This window comes from Candidatus Phytoplasma solani (genome assembly GCF_041729705.1).
In the GTDB taxonomy this organism is placed as follows: Bacteria; Bacillota_I; Bacilli_A; order Acholeplasmatales; family Acholeplasmataceae; genus Phytoplasma; species Phytoplasma solani.
On record NZ_CP103788.1, the window covers coordinates 16578 to 40123 of the forward strand.

A 23546-nucleotide genomic window follows, 5' to 3' on the forward strand; every position below is an offset into this window, starting at 1 on the left:
ATTACCAATTTGTTTAGCTAGTTCTGATGTTTGTTGATTTAAAACATCAATTTCGGTTTGTAATCGTGTTTTGCTTTTTGCATTTTTTTAATTCTCCTTTGTTTTGGGTATTTTTTTATAATTTACTAATTGGTTTTTTGGTTGAATTGGTCATTGTTGGTTACCTCCTAATTTAATGTGGTTTGTGAAATAGTTTCTTTCAAGACAGTTGTATTTAAAATTTTAATTAACATATTGTCTAATTTTATTTATTACCTTGCCAGTTAGTGTGTTGTTAAAATAAAAAAGACCCTTGAAAGGGTCTTTATGTAAAATTAAATTTTATATAAATTATTTTGTTATTTCTTTTCAAATTTTATTAAAATTAGTTGGTTTTTTAACTGTTATTTTGTTTTTAATTTTCTTTTTGTGGTTTTAATTTTCATATTTGTTGTAAATTATCGCTTATAAAAATGTTTAATAATTATAAGCATCTTCATTAAGATGTTTAAAAAAATCTTTTGAAGATGCAACTACACATTAGAAAGGAGATTATTATGAATTACTTAAAATTAATAATTAAATTATTAAAAAATAATTTACATTATTATAAAATAAAAATAGAATCTCCACAAAGGTTCTATTTTTTAGAAAACAAAAAGAGTTATTTGTTACACAACATAAGCAGTTTAGCGACGTGCTTAGGTTGTTGTTGCTTGAGCGTTTGTTGTTTTTGTTTTTTAGGATTTATTGTTATTTTACTTTAATTTTATAATTTGTTGTTTTTTTAATTTTTTTAATAGTACAATCATTAGAGATAGTTATATTTTTAACTATCTTAATTAAAACACATTATACAGGAGGTAAAATAGAATGAAATTTATTTTTAAATTTTTAAAATTTACCATAATTATTACATGGTAAATTAAAAGACCGTTGCTAGAACAACGGTCTTTTTTTGTTAAAACACACTTTTACAATGAATAAAATAGAATATAGAACCACATCATCGAATACAACCCACAAACTGGTAAAACAAAATGATGTTCAATATTATTTTACAATAAAATAATTATTTTGTCAAATCTATTTAAAAGTTTATTTTCTAGGGAGTTGATGTGTTAGTAAGTTTTTGGGGGCTTTAAGGGTATTGTTTTGAGTTGATTGTTTTATTGCTTGGTTTTAGTTATTTTTTTAATCAAAATATTGGCCTTTAAAACGTTTTAAAATACAATTTGATTTAGTGTTCAAAGAACTTATTAAAACGCCATTATGGGTTAAAATAATACGTTTTAAAGGTATTTTAGGGTTTTAATTTTAAAAACATTTTGTTGTTTTGCGTTTGGTTTATTTTTTCTTTTAATTTGTTTTCCAATTCTTCAATTTGTTTAGGTGTTATTGTTGCTTGGTTTTGGTTTTGGTTTTTATCAGTTTTTTCTTCAATTTCTGTTATTGTTTGATGATGAATCCAAACGTATGTACCTACTAATATTTGGCAAAACAACAACACAATTGTAATCATTAACAAGGTTGGAAATTTTTTAACCTCTTTTGTTGGTTGTAAAATTTCTTTTTGTTGTTCTGGTTGAGGGGCTGAGGTGCCGTACGTGGTGGGTGTGAGAGGTGTTTTGATTGTTTCTTTGGTTGTTTTTTTGGTTGTTTTGATTGTTTTTTGGGTTGGTTTTTTGATTGGTGTTGACATAACTTGACTCCTTTCTTTTTGTTTTTTGTTTGTTTGTTTTCCGCGTTGTTTGGCTATGTGCCGTGCGTGGGGGGTGTGTGTGTATTGTTTTGATTGTTTTAAATTAAAAAGCCACTTTGGAAAGTGGCTAATGAGTTGTAATTATTCAAGTTCAATTGTTGAAACTTGGTCTTTGATTGTTTTAGATAATTTAAAAGTGGCTACTGTTTTTGCTGGGATTTGGATTTTTTCCCCAGTTTGTGGGTTGTGTCCTTCGCGTGCTTCGCGTTTTTTTAAAATGAATCTACCAACTTTTGGTGATAAAACTACTTCTTCGTTTGAAGTGATGGCGTTAGTTAAAACCTCTTCAAAAATATCAAAAAATTCTTTGGCTTCTTTGATGGTTGTTCCGTTGTTGAGTGCGATTTGTCTAATTAATTCGTTTTTTGACATTTTGTTTTTTACCTCCTTTCGGTGTTTGTTGGGGAAAAAATAACACCTTTTTTAAGGGTGCTATTTTCTAAAATTAAGCAGTTTGGGCGATTTTGTTTTCGATAGTTTGACTTCCACCGCCGAAACCGTTTCCTTTTGAATCAACTAATTCATAATCAATGATTAAATCTAATTTTGGATTTTTGTTAGTAATTAAATCTCTTTGTTCGATACTAATTTTGATGTTGCGTTGTGTTTCTTTTGTTTCACCTTTTTCAGTCATTTTAGGGCGGGTTGCATCATTGTATTCAACCCCTGCTACTTTTATTGATAAATTAAAAAATTGTTCTGGTTTTGCGAATGTGTTATGTGTGTCATAACGTGTTGCTATTTTTAAATATAACGGATCACCGAGTTCAATTCCGTTTGGGTTAAAAGTTGCTTTGTGGTCGATGGTGATTAAATGTGCATATTTGTTTTTATTTAAATTAGGGATTGGGATTGGCAAAAGGGTTTTTTCGGTGTTGTTGCCACCCGTACGTTCAACTTCGAAAGTTGGTATTTCGTTTGCTAATTGGATTGGTTCTGTTTTTCTTTTAGAAAAATAATTTGTAATCGCAACCAAAGAACCAAGTACAAACAACGAACAGATAAAAACCACTAAAGTGGTAAAAATTTTATTTTTAGTTTGAATTTTTTGTTTCTTGTTTTTCATTGTTTATTTCTCCTTTTATTTGGTTTGGGGGGTTGGTTGGCTGGGTTTCTTGAGTTTGTTCAGGTTGTTTTGCTGTTTTTGGCAAAAAAGGTATTTGATTATTGTGGTAATTTATTGCTACAATAAAAATAAAATGTAAAATGATTGATATATATGCAGTTATTTGTAAAGGGTGCAATTTTTGAGTTGTCATAATTTGTTCCTCCTTGATAGGTTTGATTTGTAATTGTTTGGTGTTTTTTTGTTAGTTTTTGGATTTTTAGTTGGTTTTTTTAAGTGTGATATTATTATTGATCGCAATATTCACAATTGCATTCGTGGTCGTCATCATCTTCATCATATTCTTCAATAGATCTAATTGAGCCATCGGGGTTGTAAAAGATGTCTTTGATAATTTTGCCAGTTTCGGGGTTGAATTCTTCGATGTAATCAATTGTTTCGCCGTCGAATTTGAATTCGGTTTGTTTGATTGGGTGTCCTGTTTGTGGGTCGTATTCGTTGATGTACCAAATTGTTTTGCCGTCGGGGTTGAAATGGGTTTCTTTGATTAGTTGGTTGTTTTGGTTAAGTTCAACAACAACTCTATATCCGTATTTGTCAGTAGTTTCTTTGATTATATTTTTCATTATTTGGTTCTCCTTTTTATTTGGTTTGGTTCATTGGTTAATTTAATGTGATTTCTTCATATTCATTTACTTGATTGGTTTGATTTATTGGGAGTATTTCTTTTTTTATGATTTTTAGTTTTCCGTTTATATCACTTTCGAAAATAATTTTTATGTTTCCTTGCTTTAAATAAAATGTTTTTGGTTTGATTCCAAAAATGAATTTAATGAAATTTGATATTCCTTTCAAAATAAAGGTGAAACAATTAAAAAATATTTCAAAAAAACTTAAACAAAAATTTATAATTACATCAAAAATTGGAATAGACCATAATACTGGTAAAATAATGACATAAATTAAAATAAATCTAATTATGAAATTTGATTCACGATGCCAAAATTCAACAATTAATTTTAATATTGTCTCAATATAATTTATAAATTCGATCAACCAATTAAACATTTTTTATCACTTTTCGGGGATTAAAAAACTCAATTGTTTTTAAATTCTTTATTCGTTTTAGTGCAAATTTTGTTGAAAAAAATATAACAATTGGAATTGATAGGATTGTTATGAAAAAAATCCATTTAAAAAGAAATTGACTTAAGTTTTTGAATTGTGTTTTTGGCATTTTATTTTATTTCTTTCTTTTGAATTTTTTAAGTCTTGTTTATTCATTTTTTTTAATTTTGCCTTTCTTTTTTGGTTTAAAAATTATTTAGTTAGTTGGGTATTTGTAATTTGGAATACATTGGAAGTAAATAGTTGTTTTAAGCTAATTCCTGTGAAATAAAGACCTAAAAAAATAATTAATGTTGCTAAAAAATATTTTGAAAAAGTAAGTAAAAAATCTTTAAAATGTTTTTCTAAAAAATCTGATTTGAAAAATATTAAAAAAACTAATCCAGCTATTTCAGCAAGTAAAAACATAATTGATAAACTTTTTTTTACAATAATTGTTTCTTGTTGTTTGGTCATTTTTACTTAGTTTTCGATTCTTTTTGGTTTTTTTCTTCCAATTGCTTTTGCTTTTTTTCTTCAATATTTAGTTGGTGTACTTGATTATTTAATCTACTTTGCAACTCAATTGATTTTGCTTGTAATTGATATTGTTTTTCAAATGCGAATAAATCTTTTTCAGTTGTTGATTGTGCTTTAAAAATGTCAAGAACATGTTTAAAACTATAAAAACAAATCCAAAAAAGCATAATTTCGCCAACTACCAACCCAAAAAATTTAATTGCTTGAATTTCGATTTCAGGATTATTGATTTTAAATTTTTGATATAAATTGAACAATAAAACTTGGCCGATAATTGATGTGACTAAAAAAATTATCATAAAAAACCTTTTAATTAATTGAAACATTTTTATTTCCTTTCATCAATTTGATTTTATAAAATAGTTTTGTGACTTTATTAGGTCCTTCTGGTTGTGGGCTATATTCGTAGATATAGTCGATTGTTTTGCTGTAGGGGTAGTATTAGGTTTCTTTGGTTAGTTGGTTGTTTTCATTTTTTGTTTTCTTACTTTTTGGTTTCTAATTGAAGTTTTGATTTTGCTATTTCTTCGTTTAATTTAGTTATTTTTTTATAATTTTCATTTAGTTCGTTGTTTTTTTGTAATAATATTTTATTAACTTTTTTCATTTCTTCACTTGCTATTTGATTTTTATGAGCTTCGTTATTTTCAAAATTTTTAATTAATTGTTGGAAATATTGTTTTCTTATTTCTTTGAATGCTTCTGATTTGGTTTTTGAAACTTGGAATAATTTAGTAAGTTTAAAAACAACATTTAATTGGAAATAAACGATTGCGATAATTGAAACAAAAGGGATTATTTCTAATTTTAAATTTTTTAATTCCTCTATTTTGAAATTTGGGTAAGTTATTTTGATTAAATAAATTATAAAAACTTGGATTGAAATTAGATAAATTGTTTCTATAAAATTAGAAATAAATGTAAAGTGGGGTTTGGTTGGTTGGGTTTCTTGAGTTTGCACCAAGTCGCCTCCTTTCTTGGTTTGGTTTAGGTGATGCTATTTTTATTTGTTTTGATTGTTTTCGTTAGATTTTTCATCTTTTTTAGTTGAGTCTGATTTTTCAACTGTTGGAGTTGAATTGGTTTGTGATGCTTCTTTTGATTTGAATGGTTGGAAGAACCAAATTGAAGCAGCTATGATTACTGAAACGACAACAACCGCTGTGAAGGCGTATATCTGGTTTTTTGGCATTTTTTATTCTCCTTTCTGATGATTTATTTAGTTGAAACAGTTTTGTGACTTGTTTAGGTCAATATTTTTGGTTTTTTTGTGTCATTTTTTTATTTACGGTTAACCCCATTCCGACCGTGTGAGGGAGTCTAGGTATGGGGTTTGGTTGGGTTTAAAAGTTAAAGATATCACTAATTGTTCCGTCGGGGTGGTAATTAGTTTCTTTAACTAGTTCGCCAGTGTTTGGGTCAAATTCACTTATATAATCAACAGTTGTTCCGTCGGGTTGGTATATAGTTGTTTTAACTAGTTCGCCAGTGGATGGGTCAAACTCAATTATAGAATAAATTGTTCCATCGGATCGGTAATTAATTGTTTTAACTGGTTCGCCAGTGGATGGGTTAAATTCACTTATATAATCAACAGTTGTTCCGTCTTGTTGAAAAATAGTGGCTTTAACTAGTTTGCCAGTGGATGGGTTAAATTCAGTTATAGAATAAATAGTTCCATCGGATCGGCATTTAGTTGCTTTAACTTGTTTGCCAGTGGATGGGTCAAATTCAATTATAGATTTAATTGTTCCGTCGGATCGGTAATTAATTGTTTTAACTGGTTCGCCAGTGGATGGGTTAAATTCAATTATAGAATCAACAGTTGTTCCGTCGGGTTGGTAAAAAGTTTGTTTAATTGTTTTACCAGTGGATGGGTCAAATTCAATTATAGATTTAATTGTTCCGTCGGAGCGGTAATTAATTGTTTGATATTCTTTTGCTTTTTGCATTTTTTCTCCTTTTTATGATTTTTGTTGGGTTTAAAAGTTAAAGATATCACTAATTGTTCCGTCGGGGTGGTAATTAGTTTCTTTAACTAGTTCGCCAGTGTTTGGGTCAAATTCACTTATATAATCAACAGTTGTTCCGTCGGGTTGGTATATAGTTGTTTTAAATATATTGCCAGTGTTTGGGTCAGTGTGGAGAACCAGATAAAGATTCGTATTTGATGCCATCTTTCATGAACCCAGCTTTTAACCACTTGTTAATGGTTGAAAGAGTTTTATTCTTGCGTATAAACTTCGTCAAGGTTTTCATAAGAGTTTCATGATTGATTGTGTCAAAATAACCTTTAAGGTCAATTTTGATGATATAATCAATTCCCTTAAATCTCTGTTTGACGCGTTTGATTGCATCAAGACAGGATTTTTTGGTTCTAAATCCAAAACTCCATTCTAAGAATTGATTTTCAAGATAAGGAGTTAAGAGTTGTTCAAGGCTTCTTTGGACTATTCTATCTTTTATGGTAGGTATTCCAAGAGGTCTAACCTTATCGTTGTCTTTGGGAATGAATATTCTTTTAACAGGCTTTGGATTGTACTTGTTACTGATGTATTCCTTGTGATATCTTTCTAATTTTTTAAGATTGAGACTGTCAATTGTATTACCATCAATTCCAGGTGTACCCGCACCTTTGTTGGTTGCAATTTTGTTAAATGCAATTAACGTGTTATGTAGATTATTCATTCCTTGTTGTAATTCTCTTTTTAGAGGATAGTTATTTGTAGAACAATATAGGATCTTATTCAATGTTCGCGAAAGCTTAGTTTCATTTGAAACAGTTGTTGACATATTTATCAACTCCTTCCTTGATTACAGTGAATAAATAGTAAATTACTAGCTACTTTCGCCTTGTAAAGGTTATTAACCTTCGCCCTGGTGGGTCATTGTGTTAGCATATTCCAATGTTAACTTTGAATTATCCACGACTATTAAATAGCTTCTTTATCCTTGAGCGTCTCGGCATTTATTCCTTGACTTGTTAATTAAATAACTAGCTTTTAGGATTCTCCAAGTTACTCTAAATATCTACCTTTGTCCTTTAGGTGAAGTAACCGCTTATGTTTTAACGTCTTTCCTGACTGTCGGTGAGATTCCAGGCTTTCTGTTAATTAGATAAACTAACCAAGACAAATAATATATCCTGTTAGACTCTGGACTATACGGCTTCAGTAGTTTGCGTATTAGGTTCTAAGATTACATCTGCTTTCCTTCTTAGACCATTTCAGGCTTATCCATGGGACAATTTGGTGGCGGTATCATCTTGACTAACTACTTCGTCTCAACCCGCTTTTATGGTCTGCTGTAATCCATTATTCTTTCGCTTAACGGACCGACCATATCCATTCAGTGTTTATCGGCACTGGCTATTGGTTAGATAGCTCGATATTTAGGCCTCTTTGGCGCCCGAACCTTTATGTAGGTATTTATTGCAATTTTCGGCTTGATTACGGAATACTACACAAGGGATGTATTGGACTTTATCCTTGTTGTTGATTGCTAAATTGAAATCTATTTTAGGGATTTGTTCGTTGTTACTGTTGATATATTGTTTTTCTAGGTCATGGGCGATATTGCCAATTAGTTGAACTTTGTTTAACATATTTTATTTCTCCTTTTTTTATTATTTGGGTTTAATTTTTGAATTGCTATGTTTTTTGTTGTTTCTACTTGTCTTAAAGTTAAATTTAGTTTTTGGGCGATGTCTTGGTTGGATAGGGGTTGGTGATTTGGTTCGTTATTGTTTTCTAATGAGATGCCAAAACTTAAACAAATAACATTGAATTCATTTTTACTTAATTTAGTTTTTAGTTTTTTTATCAATAATTCATGTTTTACTTGTTTTAGCCATAATTGATGCGGATTGGGGATTTTGTCGTAAATTGTTTGTTGTGAGTGTTGGTTTTCGTTAAAACTGATATTTCTTGGTTTGGTTGTTTTTTGGGGTATTGAAGGTGAGTGGCTTTTTCTTATTAGTTCTCTGATTTCCGATTTGATGGTGGGAGTAGCGTAGGCGATAAAGTCGTAACCTAAATCTTGGTAATTATTGAGGGCTTTGATTAAACCTAAAATCCCTTCCTGGTATAAATCCTCTTTAGTCAAAACTCGCGGATAGAAATTAAATTTGTTTGATAATTTTTTTGCTAACGGATAATGAAGTTCAATTAATTGATTGCGGGCCTCTAAATTCTTTTTATTTTTTAAAAAATCTTTAAATAATTTTTGTCTTAACATTAGAATCCTTTCTAAAAACGTTTTTAGAAAAGATATGAAAATTATTTTAGTCTTGGAAAAGAAAAAAAGACTAACTTAATAGTTAGTCTTAAAGAATTTTTAAAAAGCAAAAAGTGTCTAAACTTTTGGAACACCTCAAACAACTAAAAGACGAACAAAAAGCCCATGAAGAAACTAAAGTGAAATTAAAAGAAAAAAGTGATGAATTATTCGAAAAAGAAGTAGAATTAACAAACATCGAATTAGAACTAGAAAAACAAACAAACACCTATAGTGGCCCCCTTCAAACTTTGGCTTTAAAAACACACCACGACGCAGTTAAAATAACTAAAGGTATAGCTAAACAAGTAACTTCTTGGTTTAATTGGTTTTAATTAAAATTCAGAAGTCAAATGTGTTAAAATGTTAGTATATTCAAAATTACCCGAAAGGAATTAATTATGTTTAATATTAAAAAAATCATTAAATGGTTTTTTATTATTTTAGGGGTATTTCTTTTTTTAATTATCGGTTTTATTGGTTTTATTGTTTTAACCGAAAAAAAATCAATAAATTACCAAAAGAAAAAATTCCTAATTTAAAAGAAACCGCATTCGAAAACATCGAAGAATGGTATGACGACAAACAAAAATGTACAATGATCAAAGCCAAATATACTTTTGATGGCCTTAATGGAATAGGTTATTATGAACAGCAAAAACTTAAGGCAGAACAATTATTTCGCGAACGAGAATCATTAGAAAAACAAGCTAAAGAAAAAAACCTACAAATTTATTTAAATGAAAAAGCCATAGATATGAATCGTTCACCTAATAATCCTGAATTAGATAATTTATCAGAAAAAATCATGAAAAATCACAATGAACTAATCAAAATAAATCAAAAATTAATATTATATCGCCTCGAAACCCAAAAAGAACCTTCAAACCTCGCCAACTACATCAAAGACCGTTATCCTTTCGACTGTTGGAATAAAGATGGTGATACTTATGATATGACCACAGACAATGGATTTAAATTTTCTCATTTCGATAAAGAACTTGATAGTCAATTATATTTATATGTAAGAATTAGACAAAAAATCAATAAATACTCAAGTGGTAATTGTTTAATCCTCGACTACAAAGGCCCTAAACACTTCTTAGACGACGACAAAGACTATTACCTTGGCCGCGCATGGGTGAAAAATTCAGAATTTAAAAACGAATATTTCAACCTCCACTTTAACCCTGTCCGCAAAACTTTATCTCTTTATCAAGATAAACACAATAACGATAAAGCCCAGGAAGCCGAAAATAACAAAAGAACCAGCGATGACTGGTGATAAAAAAGAATAAAAATAAAAGGAGAATTAATTAATGTTTAAATTACAAAAACATTTACTATTATTTAATATTATTTTATTTATTGGTTTAGGTTTAATTTTCATTACTAATAATCAACAAGCAATGGGAATGGATAATAATAACGATGGCATATCTGAAAATAATTCCGTTGTTGATAATCATATAGATGAATATAATATTTTTAGAAACTTATTATTAACCCAAGGTAGAATATCTCAACAATTGATTAATGCTCTTTTTAATCATAGCTCAGAAACGGAAATTAATTTTTTTTCGAATCAACTACAACAAATACACCAACAAATAATAACTTATCAACAAAGACAACTAAATAATCAAGAACGAATGTTAAGAAATTTTGATAATAATATGACAAGAGTTCAATTAGAAAGGGAATATTTATTGTTAACACAAGAGATGATTTCAGCCATTAATAATACACTACTTTATGCTTCGGAAGAACAAATAAATACTTTAAGAAATATTCAAACAAGAATAGATCAAAATCAAAGACAAATAAATATCATTAGAAATCAAATACAAAATAACCAAAATCGACCAAAAAATAATAATAGAAGACGTTAAAATAATTAATTTTTTTAATCACAAACCAAGACCCTTTTCAGGGTCTTTTTTTATTTCACAACACACACACTTGGAAAGGAAACAAAAAACCATGTTAATTAAAAAAATCTGTGATGAATACAACCATTAGAAAAAGGTATTTTTGATAATGTTTGCATAACAAAATTAATGTCTTGTTTTTGAGATAAATTAAAGCTAATTATTTCTCTTGTATGTAAATCTAAAATAGCTGATAAATAAACCTTAGCGCCGTTTGGCATAATAATATAAGTAATGTCAGTACAAATCTTTTGTAAAGGTTTTGAGGCGTAAAAATTATTATTTAATTTATTTTGAAATGTGATTTTTCTTTGTTCGGCTTTGACTTGAAAATGTTTTGACTTGGTTTTTTGCATCCGTGATAACAAGTTTAATTTATTCATAATTTTTAAAACTGTTAAGCGTGATACTTTAAAGCCTGCTTTTTTCATTTTAAACCAAATACGACGGTATCCTAATCTCATAATAGGGATATGGTTTGCCACAAAAGCGTATTGATAACACATTTTATAAATGGCTTTTTCTAAGGGTTGATTAGTGGCGAATTTTTTATTTTGCAAAAGCCACCGATAATAAGTGCTTTTATGTATTTGTAGTTTTTTTAATATTTGATTAAGAGACAAAGATTGAGAGTATTTTTGAATAATTTTTAAGTAAAAATCGCGTTTTTCAAGGCGGTTTTTGAATAGTTTTGTCGTTTCTTTCGTTAAAGCTTGTAATAAGTCCTCATCTTCTTGTGATATGGCCTTTTTTTTAGGTTTTAAGTTGTCTAATTCTCCTTCAGGGTCGCTATTATACTTTCTAACCCAGTCATAAACTTGTGAAATATTTTTAATTTCTAATTTTTCAATTATTTTTTGACAATGAATTTGGTTTAATTCATTTTTTAGTTTTTCTATTTTTGCTTTTAATTCTTGCGTCTTATTTACTAACATTCTTGCCACTTTTAAATGCGCTTGTCCCCAAGTTGCGTTTTCTTCTGCTTCTTTTATGTTGGTTAAGTCTTCTTCTTCTGCCCTAGCTGTGTATTCTTGCGCCCAATACATACATGATTTCGCTTTAGTTATGCTTTCGCGTATCTCTTTGTTGGATAATTGAAATTCTTTTTTTAATTCTTTAATTTCGTTTTCAATATTTGTTTTCATTGTTTGTTTCCCCTTTTTTGGATATTTTTATTTATTCTTGGATTCAGCTTTTAATTGTTCTAATTCATCGCCTAGTTTTTTTAATTGGTTAAAGTATATTAGCGCCTTAGCTGTGAAATATTGTGCCTCAACTGTTTCTTCTTGTGTCATTGCTGTTTTTGCTTGTATCTTGGCTATGTATTCTTTTGCCTTGGTTGTGTAATATTGTGCCTCTTCTTTGAAAAGTTGAAATGTTTTTTCTACTTCTTTAATTTCATTTTTCATTTAATTTGTTATCGCTATTTAACATGTTTTATTTATATGTTTTACTTCTTTAATTTGACCGTTGTTGTGAAAATAAGTTTCTTTAATAGCTAGTTTGCGAGCGGTTTGTTTGAATTCATACATACAATCAATTGTCCCGTCGGATTGTAAAAATGTTTGTTTCGTTAATTCGCTAGTGTTTTTATCATATTCGCTTATATCACGAACATTTTTTCCGCCACCACATCCGTAATTAATTTCTTTGATTTCTTTACCTGTGTTTTTATATTGTTCGTATTCACGAATAAACCAAATTGCTTTATTATCGTTGTTAAATGCTGTTTCTTTAACTAGTTTGTTTGTTTCTTGATTGTATTCTTCAATAATTGGCCAACCGTTTCTTTTAACTAATTTAATTTCATTTTTCATTTTTTTTATTTTCTCCTATTTTTGTTTAATGGTTTTTTTAAAAAGATTCTGAATAATCAAGTATAGAATTATTCATTTTTAAATATTCCTTTTCTTTTTGTTTCATCTATCCTTTTAAAAGGATAGATGAAATGTATTATTTTTTATTATCTTGTAATTTTTTAAATAATTATAATTTATAATAACAGGTTTTTCAAACTCCATAGATTTCCATTTTTCTTTTAATTCACCTGTGTTTTTATCATATTCTCTTACCAAATTAACAGTTTTACCGTCATCTTGATAATAAGTTTTTTTAATTAATTTATGTGTTATTTTGTCATATTCCTTTATAAACCAAATAGTTTTTGTATACAAATTATAAAAAGTTTCTTTAATTAGACTTTCAGTTTTTCTATCAAATTCACTTATATAATCAATATTTTTTGTATCAAAATCATAAACAGTTTTTTTCAAAAGAGTTTCTACATTTTTAAGACGTCTTTCAATACAAAAAATAGAATCAGTTTCAAAATAATATTGTATTACCTCGTAAAAATCTTTACCTAATTTATATTTAAATCCTTTAAAACTACTAATTTTATTTTCAATATTATTTTTTTCATTTTTTTGTTTCCCCTTTTTTGGATATTTTTATTTATTCTTGGTTTAATTGGTTTTTTAATGCTTCTATTTTAGTTTTTATTGTTTTTGCCTTGATTTTGACTTTTTGTGCCTCGAATTTATATTCTTCCACCCAACGTGCGAATTTTTTCGAATAATTTATGTTTTCGCGCTCCTTGGCTGTAAGGATTTGCAAATTTTTTTCTAATTCTTCAATTTGATTTTTCATTATTTTTTTCTCCTTTTCGCAGTTTAGAAAACAAAAAAAAGCTAAACTGTTTATTTTAATTTAATAAACAATTTAGCTTGTTTTTTTGTGGATTTATTTTTTGTTTTTAGGTGGTTTCGTTTTTTGGTCCGGTGGGATATCTAACAAATAAAATATTTTTTTATGATAGCAAATTCATTCTTTTATGATATGCTAAAATTAGTAATAAAAAAATTGTTGACTAATTATTTTTTAGGCTACCGAAATGCTGGTGTATTTTAGCTTTTGTTGCATAGTTCAAATTGCATCATAATTTAAAAATTTTCTAAACATTAGAATAGGTATTTGAATATGAAAACATTAATCACTTTAAAAAACTTAACTAAAGTTTTTGATAATCAATTAATTTTGCGAGGGATTAATTTAGAAATCAAACAAAATGAATTTGTGACTTTATTAGGTCCTTCTGGTTGTGGCAAAACTACTATTTTGCGTATTATTGGTGGATTTGAAAATCCTAGCAGTGGTGAAGTTTTGTTTCAACAAAAAAGTATTTTAAATGTTGCCGCCCACAAAAGACCGATTAATACCGTTTTTCAAAAGTACGCTTTATTTCCTCATTTAAATGTTTTTGAAAATGTGGCTTTTGGGTTACGTTTAAAAGATTTTAACGCTAATTATAAAGATAAATTAAAACAATTAGAAATTAAATTTTCAGATGATCAAAAGCGTTTAGCCCAATTGCAAAACCAAGAATTAACCTCTACTTTAACTGTGGCAGAAATTAAAATATTAAAACAAAAATTTCAAGCCCAAAAAAAACTTTTAAAGGTACAATTTATCAAACAAACTAACTTAATTAAAAAAAGTTTTATCGATAAAAACAGTCAAGAAATAGAAATACATAAAGAAGTATTAAAATATCTTAAAATCATGGGTTTGCAAGGGTTAGAAAAAAGAACGATCGAACAATTATCAGGCGGACAACAACAACGGGTTGCCATGGCGCGCGCTTTAATTAACAAACCGCAAGTCTTATTGTTAGATGAGCCCTTATCTAATTTGGATTTGAAATTAAAACAAGAGATGCAATATGAATTAAAAGAAATCCAAAAAAACGCTGGCATCACTTTTTTATTTGTTACCCACGACCAAGAAGAAGCTTTTACTGTCAGCGATAAAGTCGTTGTTATGAATCACGGAGAAATCCAGCAAGTTGGCAGTCCGCAAGAAATTTATAACGAACCAGCTAATCGGTTTGTTGCTCAATTTGTTGGAGAATCTAATTTAATTCAAGGCATTATGAAAGATGATAATTTAGTTTATTTTGACCAACAAAATTTTACTTGCGTTGATAAGGGTTTTCGCAAAAACGAAAAAGTTGATATTGTTATCCGTCCTGAAGATATTGATATCGTTCCAAAAGGTCAAGGTTTAATTGCAGGAATAGTTGAATCTGTTGTTTTTAAAGGAGTTTATTGGGAAATCGATGTCAAAACTGCCCTAAGAACGTATACTATTCAAACTACAGACCATGTTAAAGTCGATAAAGAAGTAGATATTACTTTTAATCCCGAAGATATTCATGTGATGGAGATTTGGCAATGAAAAAAATACATATTTATACTTCCAAAGATAACCAAAAACTATATCGTTTTTTAATCATACCTTATTATTTACTTTTAATAGGGTTAATTTTTTTACCAATGGGTTTTATTTTTATTGATTCTTTGCAAGATAATAATGTAAGCGGTTCTCTTTTTTCTAATTCCTTTACTTTTGATTATCACAAAGAGTTTTTAACTAATTTTAATTTTTTATATATCTTGATGCGTTCGATTGCAATTTCAATTATTGTTACTTTTTTTCTTCTGTTGATCGTCTATCCTTTGGCTTATGCTATTTCAAAACTTAGTTTAGTTTGGCAAACTTTTTTAGTTATCTTAATTAATGGCACAATGTGGATTAATATGATTATCAAAACTCAAGCTTTAGTTCAAATTTTGCAATTTTTAAAAAATAGATTTCAAATTTCTTTATTAGAAACTAATTTTGCAATGATTTTAGGGTTGATTTATTTATTTTTACCTTTCATGCTTTTACCGATTTACACTGCCATTATCAAAATCAATCCCCAATACATACAAGCTGCCAAAGATTTAGGAGCAAATGATTGGCAAGTCTTTAAAAAAATTATTTGGCCTTTATCTTTGCCTGGGGTGGTTGGAGCTGTTTCGTTGGTCTTTTTGCAAACTGCAACTAACATTGTAGCCCCACGTTATTTAGGACCAACTACCCAAATAACGATTGCTGAATTAATTGAAAATAAAACTTTGTTAAGTGGCGAAATTAAACAAGCTTGCGCTATTGCCATTTACTTATCTTTAACTATGTTTTTGTTATTTCATTTATTTAAAAAAATAAGTTTTGAAGGGGTGCGTGATGACGCTTAACGCTCGATCAAAATTAATTAATTTGTTATATATTATAATTATTTTGATTTTTATTTATCTTCCGATTGTCTCTTTGATTGTCTTTTCTTTTAATAAAAGTGACAGTAGAATTGCTTCTTTGGTGAACTGGCAAGGTTTTAGTTTGCAATGGTATCAAAAACTTTTTACCGATCCAACCATTAAATCAACTATTATAATTACTTTACAAATTGCTTTTTTTACTACTATTATATCTACTTTTTTAGGTACTTTTGCAGCAATTAGTTTAGCTCAAGGTTTGAAAAAAAAATGGCGGAACCTGATTTTAAATGTTAGCAATTTTTCGATCGTAATTCCTGAAATTATTACTGCTTTATCTTTGTTTGTGGTTTTTGGTTGCTTACGTTTGGATTCGCCTTTTATCAAAATGATTTTAGCTCACATTTCTTTTTGTACCCCTTTTGTTGTGATCGCTGTCTATCCTAAAGTAATTAGTCTTGACCCTTATTCTTTGGAAGCTGCTTATGATTTGGGAGCAACCCCTCTAAAAGCTTTAACAAAAATTATTTTACCGCAATTAAAGGGAGCAATGTTGGTCGGAGCCGCCTTAGCTTTTACTTTGTCTTTTGATGATTTCATTATTTCTTATTTCGTTGGTGGAGCGAAATGTCAAAATATTTCGGCTTATATTTACAGTTTGAGAGGTACGATTAATCCAACTGTTAATGCTTTATCAACCATTTTAATTGTAGTTGCGAGTTCGAAAGTTATTTTTGATTTTTTGCAACATAAAAAAAATACAGCGGATCAACGAAAATGAAATTAAACATAAAAAAAATCTTATCTTATTTTGGTTTTGGTATAGTATTTGTTTTGGTTGTAATTTTGCTGATAAAATTTAATAAAAGTGAAAGTGAAGATAATAAATCGCAACAAGTTTTAACTTTGTTTAATTGGGGTGAATATTTAGACCCTCAAACAATTATTGATTTTGAAAAAGAAACAAAAATTAAAGTTAAACAAGTTCTTTTTTCTTCTAACGAACTAGCAGTGACTAAAATTAAAAGTCACAATAAATATGATTTAGCTATTTTAAGTGAATATGCAATTGATCAATTAATTCAAGCTGATTTTTTAGAAAAAATAGATAAAGATAAATTAAAAGAAAAAGAAGAAAAAGAAAAAGAATATTATTCTGATTCTCAATATAATGACAAATATAAAGAAATCAACAAAAAATTACCTAACAATTTTGCTGATTACGCAGTTCCTTATTTTTGGGGCAAAGTAGTTCTTGTTTATAACAAAAAGAAAATAAAAAAGGAGGAAATAGAAGACAAAGGTTTTAAAATTTTAAAAGACGCTAAATTAAAAGTGGCTTTATGTAATAATTCTCGTGATAGTTTAATGATAGGTTTAAAAGCAAATGGATTATCGATCGATAATCTAACACCAGAAGATTTGAAAAAAGCAAAAAATTGGATTTTAGACCTTAAAAAAGAAAAATCTGATGTTGCTTTTATTAACGATCAATTAATTGATCGAATGTTGCAAAAAAATCAAGAATATTATGATGTTGCTGTTGCTTATTCTGGAGACGCTAAATTTTTAAAAGAAAAAAATGATAACTTAGATTTTATATCACCCAAAGAAGGAACTAATATTTGGGTTGATGCTTTAGTAATGCCTAAAGAAAGCAAAAAAGATTTAGCTTATCAATTTATTACTTTTTTAAGAGAAAAAAATAATTATAACAAAAATTTAAAATATGTAAAATATGATTCACCTTACAAAAATAATGAAAATAATGAAATAGAAATTAAAGAAAAAGAAGATCAAGTTTATAAATATGACGAAAATAATCAAAAATTAATTAATACTTATTGGAATGACATCATTGCTTATCCAAGTAAAAAAGATTATTGGCTGTTTGTGTTAAGTACTTTGATTGTGATAAGTATTTTTGTATGGTATGTGATTAATAAATTGTCAAATAATTACATTAGAATATGATTTTGCTTTGGGAAATGTTTAAGGTTAGAGGAAAGATAAGTTCGAATATGCAAAACTAGATCATCTGGAAATAAAAATTGAATCAAAAAAATATTTTTAGCATAAGATAAAAAAATCTTTATTAATTCTTTTGATTTAAAAACATTTTCTTTACAAAAAAACATTATAATGTAAGTATGAAATTAATTTTTATATTTTATCTTTATATTAAGTTGCTCATGTAATTATTAAGTTAAAATTAAAAACATGTTTTAAAAGTGCAAAAAAATTATGATTATTCTATGGTGAAATACTGGCAGTTATAATTTAATGTTGTTTGAAAAAAGAGATTTTTTCTCCCCTAAAAAAAAGAATGCTTGCTAATATTATTTCTTTTTTGAGCGGTAAAGTGACCGAAGAATTATTTTTTGATGATGCTTTTAAAGTGGAGTTTGCGATGATTAAATAAGTTAGCAAAATCGCACGTTTTAAGATAAACAATTATTTGACAGTAGTGCAAGATTGGGAGTTTTCGGACAAAAAAAATTAATTTACTGAGAAATTAATAAAATAATTGATTCATACTATTAAACATGTCAAAAAATTATGCAATAAAACAAAACTTTACTTGATCAAATCGCTGATTTATTGTTGGAGTAAGAAACTATTGCCAGTGAAGAAATAAAAAAATAGTTTAGTATTTATTTTGTAATTTAATAAATTTAAAAAGAAGTTTTTTGCTGTCTTCTTTTTTTAAGTGATCTAAATTTAGATAGTTTCATCACTAACTATATGAATAATTAAAATATAAGTACTTGATGAAATCATGAAACTATTTTAAAATTTAAATAAAAGTAAAAAATAATAATATAACCAACTTTTCGGTTGGTCTTTTTTGTTTTTTTGACTCCATTTTTAATAGATGGCAATATTTTATTAAAAAAATTAACAAAAATAGCGAGTTAAAATTTTATTAAAATGATTTTTCAAGCGTTAAACTTGTTTTTTTGGTATATAATTATAATTAATAGTAGTTTTATTTTTGGCAATGATTACTACTAGAAATACGATAAAGGAGTTTTTAATTATTGATTATGGCGATTATCAATAAAAAAGTATTACAAAAAACGATAAATGATAAAAATCGAAAAAAGATTATTGGTGCTTCCTTTATATTTTTAATTTTTTGATTGGTTTTATTATCTATCATAAAATCAACAATGCTACTAATAAAACCACCGAAAAAACAGTTAAAAACACTAAACTAGCAACAAAACAACAACACCATAAAACTAAATTAATCGAAAAACCAAAAAAAAGAAATTTAAAATTATGTTTAAAAAAACACTAAGACAAAATTAAACGCTTTAAAAAAAATCATCAAGAGAATTAAAAGAAAAATTAAAATAACTAAAAATCAAAAAAAAGAGAATTAAAAAATGGCAAACCATATTGAAGAAACTAAAGGTCGCTTTGGCGAAAGAGTCATTATTGAATATGATGAATACACTGGCAAAACAGTTAAAAACACTTTTTACCGATCCAACGGAAAAACTATTGATTATATAAGTGAATTTGATCAAGACACTGGAAAACAAATTAAAAAAATTTATTACAAAAAATCTTTTTTCCAACATAACGAAACAATTCATTATATAGAAGAATTTGATAAAGATACTGGCAAACAAATTAAATATATTGATTACCGATCCAATGGAACTATCGATTGTATAGAAGAATTTGATAAAGATACTGGAAAACAAATTAAATACATTGATTGCCGATCTAACGGAAATATTGATTATATAAGTGAATTTGATAAAGACACAGGCGAAGAAGTTAAAACAACTAAACACCACCCCAATGGAACTATTAATTTTATCGAGGAATTTGATAAAGAAACTGGCGAATTAGTTAAAGAAACTTATTTTAACCCCGACGGAACTATTAAAGAAATATTAACATATTAATCATAATGAAAAAAAAGACTATCTGAAAACGATAGTCTTTTTTATTTTTATAAGATATTTCAAAGTTCTAAAAACTAATAATTTGAAAAATAAAAAAATATAATAAAAAACAAGTAAAAAACTTATTAAATGGAGGGGTTGACAAGCGTTAAACTTGTTTTTTTGAGGTATAATTATAATTAATGGTGGTTTTATAATTTTATTTTGATTAATTGCTATCATTGGAATATAAGAAAGGAGTTTTTTTATTGATGATTATCATAATCAATAAAAAACCCAAAAATATTATTATTGGCGCCGCAATTATGTTTGTAATTTTTATTGTTTTTATTATCTATTATTGTACCTTGTACTGGTACAGTTATTGTTATTTTGCACCATTTAAAAAAATATTTTCCCAAGACGATGCACCAGTCCAAAAAGATGCAAAAGACAATACACCAGTTAAAAAAATATTTTACCAAGACGACGGAAAAACAATTAAAATTATAAGTGAATTTGATAAAATAACTGACAAAGAAATAAAAAAAACTTTTTAAGAGTTTTATTTCTTTTTTAAATTCTTTTTTATATATTTAATTCATATATATCATACTATTATAAAATAATACTTGTCAAGACTAAAATACAACTAAAATAATTTTTTACGTAATTATTGAATATTTAAGTGTTTTTATATTCCAAAGGCGATAAATAATTTAATACTTTCATTTTGCGATAAATATTATAATAACTAATGATTTTTTCAATTTGTGATTCATTTAACTTTTGCATTTTTTCATAATGAATGGTTTCATACTTCATATTAGCCCAAAACGATTCCATGCATGCATTATCGGTTGGCATACCTTTTGCCGAATAGCTAGCAATTAAATTATTTTCTTCTAAACTAACTTTATACCTTTTAGAAGTATAAACACTTCCTCTATCACAATGGATAACGCAAGGATTTGTTAATTTAGGTATGCATTTCAAAGTATCAATCACAAAATTAACATCAGCAACCTTAGAAATGTTAAATCCTATAATTTCTCGGTTAAATAAATCTAAAATTACTGAAACAAATATTTTTTTATTTTTCGGCCCAAAAGTAATATAAGTAATATCAGTACATAATTTTTCAAAAGGTATTGTTGCATGATAATTATTTTGTATTAAATTTTTTAAATTATTTTCTTTTTGAACCGATAAATCATAATAATATTGAGGTTTTCGTTGAATCCTTTGTGATAATAAACCAAATTTATGCATCATTTTTAAAACGGTTTTAGGATTGATTTTGAATTTAAGTTCAATTAATTTTTGATGAACTATGCGATATCCAAGGCGTCTTTTTCTTTTGCCATCAGTAGTAATATATGAATTTTGTTTACATATTTGAAATAAGGCTTTTTCTAAGTCATTGTGCGGTCTTGGATGATTACTTTGTTCTATCCACTTATAATAACTATTTTTAGAAATACTTAACCATTTAGTTAATTGATTCAATGAAATGTTATCTTTATATTCATTAATAATTTCTAAATACAATTTTCTATTCTTTTTCAAACTAGCATTAACTTTTATTTTGATTTTTCTTTTAATCAAATTAATTTCATTTTCTGATTCTTTCTCTTTGGTTTCTTTGTTAAAATAAGAAGCTCCATATAATTCATATAACCAAACACATTTATAAATTTGACTACGATTTTTAATTTTAAATTTTTCTTGAATTTCTTTACATTTTTCCCCTTCCTGTTTCAAAACAACAGCCTTTAATTTAGTATCCAAAGAATATGATTTTAATTTCTTCTCCATTTCTAAGCTCATTTCCGTTTTGTTAACATATCCCTAATTTTTAAAGTTGCTATTGTTAAAAAAACTGTTTATTTGTTATTTATATTGATAAAAAAAACAACAATAAAATCTTTTTTAGAAGGTTTATTGTTGTTTTAAAGATATTTATTTATTATTTTTAACATGCTTTTGGGGGGGGTTTGATAATTTTGATAAAATATAATTTGTTTGTTTTGGTTTTCGATTAGTTTTTTATATATTCATTATTGATTTAAAAATAAATTTCTACGAATATTTTCGGCTTGTATAGCAATTTGATTTGCTTGATTTTTAAAGTGGTTAATTGTTTCTTCTGAAGCATTATTTCTCAATACATTATATATTTCTTGCATTAACCTTGCCTCTTCCAATAATAAATCATGTAAATTTATACATGCTGTCATTTCGTTCTCAACATTTCTATTATTTTGCTGAACATAACCGTTAGAATGACCGTTATTCATAGCCATAACTTGATTATTCGTGATTAAAAATAATCCTAAAGAACTAAATAAAAATATTGGTAATAAATATAATTGTTTTTTTAATCTAAAAATTAACATTTTTTTCTCTTTTCTTTTTTTTAATTATTTTTTTGTTTGTTTACTATCTTTAGTGTTTATTTTTTCAGTATAAAAGGTAATATATTGTTTCTAGAATAAATATTATAAGTTTTTACTATAAGGTAAAGTTTTAATATAATTTTCCATAAATTCCCAATCTGGTGTTCCTTCTTTATTTGTCGGCAATTTAATAATTGTCTCTTTGATACGTTTTTGATTGAAGCCTCTGCCATAAGAATATCGAAATTGCTCTTGGTTAATAATAGTGGTTAAAAACATAGCAATATATTTGTTTAATTTAAAATTCGGTTTTAATTGTTCTACATGGTCTGTAGCTGTAAATTTATTTTCTTGATAAAAACACGAACCTACGACCGCTGAATCAACAGTCAAAACATTTCCTTCTTCCGAATAAAAAGAATAAAATCCGTTAACTCCGTTGTTAGTCGCTCTAGTAGAAACATATGCATATTCACCTTTTTCATATTCTTCTATTTCTTCTTTAGATGTTGTTTTGGTTCCTTTAACTTGAAACAAATCTTTAATTTGAAAACTTTTACAATTTTTAAATATGTCAAAATAAGTATTTTTGTTATGTTCGACTCTTTTTCGTGTGAAAACAATTTTTTGGTTAAGTTTTTCTAACAAAGTAATTTCATCTAAGTTTTTATTTAAAATTCCTAAATCTTTTTTTATTTGAAAAACAACATATTTTTTAACAGTTAACAAAAAATCTTTTTCAGTTAATTTATTATAATTGGTTTTAACATATGCAAATGAAATCCATTCATCGTTTTCTTTAATTGGGTGTTTTAAATAATTATAACCATCGTAATATTTGGAATGAAATTTATTTAAAAAATCTTTTTCAATATCACCCCATTTGTGAAAACGGTCAACTCTACCTTTGTTTTTAAATAAAACTAAACCATCATCTTCTAGGTTATAAAAATCAACTTCTTTATTGTTGTGAGGGATATTAGTTTTAAAAATAGCAATTGCTGTATGCGTAGAAGCATTAGGTTCAAATAATTTTTTTGGCATTTGAATTATTTTTTCCAAAGTATGTTTTTTTAAAATTCTATTTCTTATTAGATTGTTATTTATGTAAGTACTTAAAGGCGCAATCATCACAACACGACCATCAACCAATGTTAACAGTTTTTCTAAAAACTCAATTTCTTTTTTAGTAGGGTTGGTTGGTGTGCTTTTTCCAGCATAAGGCGGATTAATAAATCCAATGGTTGGTTTTTTTGTTCCATCTTTTATTTTTTTATCAACTTCCTCACTGAAAAAATCTAAATTATAAATTTGTGATTTCCCGTCACCACGAAATAACATATTAGAAATTGATAAAGTATACATAGTAGGGTCTTTGAGGTGTTCCAAAAGTTTAGACACTTTTTGTTTTTTAAAAATTCTTTAAGACTAACTATTAAGTTAGTCTTTTTTTGTTTTAAAGACTAAAAAAATAATTTCATATCTT

Annotated in this window: 30 protein-coding genes and 3 pseudogenes; 11 read left to right on the forward strand and 22 right to left on the reverse strand. The window is 27.0% G+C overall.

Features of this window, described 5'->3' with window-relative positions; translation table 11 throughout:
- Positions 1-1282 precede the first annotated feature (1282 nt).
- The 14 genes and pseudogenes from psc1_RS00090 to psc1_RS00155 form a co-directional block, all read right to left on the reverse strand.
- Positions 1283-1681: a hypothetical protein gene (locus tag psc1_RS00090; protein ID WP_373375615.1), complete on the reverse strand. Its 399-nt coding sequence runs from the start codon at positions 1679-1681 to the stop codon at positions 1283-1285.
- A 141-nt stretch (positions 1682-1822) separates the two neighbouring features.
- Positions 1823-2113, reverse strand: coding sequence for an HU family DNA-binding protein (locus psc1_RS00095; protein ID WP_373375616.1), 291 nt, complete (start codon positions 2111-2113; stop codon positions 1823-1825).
- Positions 2114-2186: 73 nt separating this feature from the next.
- Entirely contained in the window at positions 2187-2807 is a 621-nt protein-coding gene (locus psc1_RS00100) for a hypothetical protein (protein WP_373375617.1), read from the reverse strand.
- Positions 2776-3000 carry a hypothetical protein gene (locus psc1_RS00105; RefSeq protein WP_122225512.1) on the reverse strand — a complete coding sequence of 75 codons (225 nt, stop codon included), beginning with the start codon at positions 2998-3000 and terminating at the stop codon, positions 2776-2778. Before psc1_RS00105 ends, psc1_RS00100 begins: the two co-directional genes overlap by 32 nt.
- Before the next feature lie 94 nt (positions 3001-3094).
- Positions 3095-3433 carry a DUF2963 domain-containing protein gene (locus psc1_RS00110; RefSeq protein ID WP_373375618.1) on the reverse strand — a complete coding sequence of 113 codons (339 nt, stop codon included), beginning with the start codon at positions 3431-3433 and terminating at the stop codon, positions 3095-3097.
- A gap of 694 nt (positions 3434-4127) precedes the next feature.
- Positions 4128-4391, reverse strand: a complete 264-nt coding sequence (locus tag psc1_RS00115; RefSeq protein WP_373375620.1) for a hypothetical protein — start codon at positions 4389-4391, stop codon at positions 4128-4130.
- Between the two features lie 2 nt (positions 4392-4393).
- Positions 4394-4780, reverse strand: a complete 387-nt coding sequence (locus tag psc1_RS00120) for a hypothetical protein (protein ID WP_373375621.1) — start codon at positions 4778-4780, stop codon at positions 4394-4396.
- A 158-nt stretch (positions 4781-4938) separates the two neighbouring features.
- The gene (locus psc1_RS00125; protein WP_373375622.1) at positions 4939-5415 is read right to left on the reverse strand and encodes a hypothetical protein; all 477 of its coding nucleotides are present in this window, start codon (positions 5413-5415) and stop codon (positions 4939-4941) included.
- Positions 5416-5457: 42 nt separating this feature from the next.
- Positions 5458-5646 carry a hypothetical protein gene (locus psc1_RS00130; protein WP_373375735.1) on the reverse strand — a complete coding sequence of 63 codons (189 nt, stop codon included), beginning with the start codon at positions 5644-5646 and terminating at the stop codon, positions 5458-5460.
- A gap of 151 nt (positions 5647-5797) precedes the next feature.
- The gene (locus psc1_RS00135) at positions 5798-6406 is read right to left on the reverse strand and encodes a DUF2963 domain-containing protein (protein ID WP_373375624.1); all 609 of its coding nucleotides are present in this window, start codon (positions 6404-6406) and stop codon (positions 5798-5800) included.
- 30 nt (positions 6407-6436) lie between these two features.
- The gene (locus psc1_RS00140; RefSeq protein ID WP_373375625.1) at positions 6437-6631 is read right to left on the reverse strand and encodes a DUF2963 domain-containing protein; all 195 of its coding nucleotides are present in this window, start codon (positions 6629-6631) and stop codon (positions 6437-6439) included.
- Positions 6597-7247: pseudogene (locus psc1_RS00145) on the reverse strand (reverse transcriptase domain-containing protein); the annotation flags it as partial. The gene psc1_RS00140 and the pseudogene psc1_RS00145, both read right to left, overlap by 35 nt.
- A gap of 616 nt (positions 7248-7863) precedes the next feature.
- Positions 7864-8058, reverse strand: a pseudogene (locus psc1_RS00150) (single-stranded DNA-binding protein); the annotation flags it as partial.
- A complete protein-coding gene (locus tag psc1_RS00155) occupies positions 8052-8690 on the reverse strand; it encodes a sigma-70 family RNA polymerase sigma factor (RefSeq protein WP_373375626.1) in 639 nt (212 codons plus the stop codon). The pseudogene psc1_RS00150 and the gene psc1_RS00155, both read right to left, overlap by 7 nt.
- 113 nt (positions 8691-8803) lie before the next feature.
- Here psc1_RS00155 and psc1_RS00160 point away from each other — a divergent pair, with 113 nt between their 5' ends.
- From psc1_RS00160 to psc1_RS00170, 3 genes and pseudogenes are all read left to right on the forward strand, one after another.
- A complete protein-coding gene (locus psc1_RS00160) occupies positions 8804-9064 on the forward strand; it encodes a hypothetical protein (protein WP_373375627.1) in 261 nt (86 codons plus the stop codon).
- 66 nt (positions 9065-9130) lie between these two features.
- Positions 9131-10014 (forward strand): annotated as a pseudogene (locus tag psc1_RS00165) (hypothetical protein).
- 34 nt (positions 10015-10048) lie between these two features.
- Positions 10049-10621 (forward strand): SVM family protein, encoded by a 573-nt coding sequence (locus tag psc1_RS00170; RefSeq protein ID WP_023161131.1) that lies wholly within the window; start codon positions 10049-10051, stop codon positions 10619-10621.
- Between the two features lie 98 nt (positions 10622-10719).
- Here the strand turns inward: psc1_RS00170 and psc1_RS00175 are convergent, their stop codons facing one another.
- From psc1_RS00175 to psc1_RS00195, 5 genes are all read right to left on the reverse strand, one after another.
- Positions 10720-11805, reverse strand: coding sequence for an IS3 family transposase (locus psc1_RS00175; RefSeq protein WP_373400977.1), 1086 nt, complete (start codon positions 11803-11805; stop codon positions 10720-10722).
- Between the two features lie 27 nt (positions 11806-11832).
- A complete protein-coding gene (locus psc1_RS00180; protein WP_122225444.1) occupies positions 11833-12069 on the reverse strand; it encodes a hypothetical protein in 237 nt (78 codons plus the stop codon).
- A gap of 18 nt (positions 12070-12087) precedes the next feature.
- A complete protein-coding gene (locus psc1_RS00185) occupies positions 12088-12477 on the reverse strand; it encodes a DUF2963 domain-containing protein (RefSeq protein ID WP_122225445.1) in 390 nt (129 codons plus the stop codon).
- Positions 12478-12591: 114 nt separating this feature from the next.
- A complete protein-coding gene (locus tag psc1_RS00190) occupies positions 12592-13068 on the reverse strand; it encodes a DUF2963 domain-containing protein (protein ID WP_373400998.1) in 477 nt (158 codons plus the stop codon).
- 46 nt (positions 13069-13114) lie between these two features.
- Positions 13115-13309, reverse strand: a complete 195-nt coding sequence (locus tag psc1_RS00195) for a hypothetical protein (RefSeq protein WP_373375629.1) — start codon at positions 13307-13309, stop codon at positions 13115-13117.
- Positions 13310-13639: 330 nt separating this feature from the next.
- Here psc1_RS00195 and psc1_RS00200 point away from each other — a divergent pair, with 330 nt between their 5' ends.
- The 8 genes from psc1_RS00200 to psc1_RS00235 all read left to right on the forward strand — a co-directional run bounded on the left by psc1_RS00200 (position 13640) and on the right by psc1_RS00235 (position 20221).
- Complete coding sequence (locus tag psc1_RS00200) at positions 13640-14896, forward strand: ABC transporter ATP-binding protein (protein ID WP_023161566.1); 1257 nt, start codon at positions 13640-13642, stop codon at positions 14894-14896.
- The gene (locus psc1_RS00205; protein WP_023161565.1) at positions 14893-15741 is read left to right on the forward strand and encodes an ABC transporter permease; all 849 of its coding nucleotides are present in this window, start codon (positions 14893-14895) and stop codon (positions 15739-15741) included. Before psc1_RS00200 ends, psc1_RS00205 begins: the two co-directional genes overlap by 4 nt.
- On the forward strand, positions 15731-16540 hold the full coding sequence (locus psc1_RS00210; RefSeq protein ID WP_023161564.1) for an ABC transporter permease: 810 nt from the start codon (positions 15731-15733) through the stop codon (positions 16538-16540). The genes psc1_RS00205 and psc1_RS00210 overlap by 11 nt, the downstream gene beginning before the upstream one ends.
- Entirely contained in the window at positions 16537-17733 is a 1197-nt protein-coding gene (locus psc1_RS00215; protein WP_023161563.1) for an extracellular solute-binding protein, read from the forward strand. Before psc1_RS00210 ends, psc1_RS00215 begins: the two co-directional genes overlap by 4 nt.
- Before the next feature lie 316 nt (positions 17734-18049).
- Positions 18050-18181, forward strand: coding sequence for a hypothetical protein (locus psc1_RS00220; protein WP_373375630.1), 132 nt, complete (start codon positions 18050-18052; stop codon positions 18179-18181).
- Between the two features lie 717 nt (positions 18182-18898).
- Positions 18899-19063 carry a hypothetical protein gene (locus tag psc1_RS00225; protein ID WP_373375631.1) on the forward strand — a complete coding sequence of 55 codons (165 nt, stop codon included), beginning with the start codon at positions 18899-18901 and terminating at the stop codon, positions 19061-19063.
- Positions 19064-19151: 88 nt separating this feature from the next.
- Positions 19152-19682 (forward strand): DUF2963 domain-containing protein, encoded by a 531-nt coding sequence (locus psc1_RS00230; RefSeq protein ID WP_373375632.1) that lies wholly within the window; start codon positions 19152-19154, stop codon positions 19680-19682.
- Between the two features lie 251 nt (positions 19683-19933).
- The gene (locus psc1_RS00235; RefSeq protein ID WP_373375633.1) at positions 19934-20221 is read left to right on the forward strand and encodes a DUF2963 domain-containing protein; all 288 of its coding nucleotides are present in this window, start codon (positions 19934-19936) and stop codon (positions 20219-20221) included.
- Positions 20222-20345: 124 nt separating this feature from the next.
- On the opposite strand, the gene psc1_RS00240 is transcribed toward psc1_RS00235, so the two are convergent.
- The 3 genes from psc1_RS00240 to psc1_RS00250 all read right to left on the reverse strand — a co-directional run bounded on the left by psc1_RS00240 (position 20346) and on the right by psc1_RS00250 (position 23461).
- The gene (locus psc1_RS00240) at positions 20346-21491 is read right to left on the reverse strand and encodes an IS3 family transposase (protein ID WP_373375634.1); all 1146 of its coding nucleotides are present in this window, start codon (positions 21489-21491) and stop codon (positions 20346-20348) included.
- A gap of 230 nt (positions 21492-21721) precedes the next feature.
- A complete protein-coding gene (locus psc1_RS00245) occupies positions 21722-22060 on the reverse strand; it encodes an SVM family protein (RefSeq protein WP_373375635.1) in 339 nt (112 codons plus the stop codon).
- A 102-nt stretch (positions 22061-22162) separates the two neighbouring features.
- The gene (locus psc1_RS00250; RefSeq protein WP_373375636.1) at positions 22163-23461 is read right to left on the reverse strand and encodes a restriction endonuclease subunit S; all 1299 of its coding nucleotides are present in this window, start codon (positions 23459-23461) and stop codon (positions 22163-22165) included.
- Positions 23462-23546 lie beyond the last annotated feature (85 nt).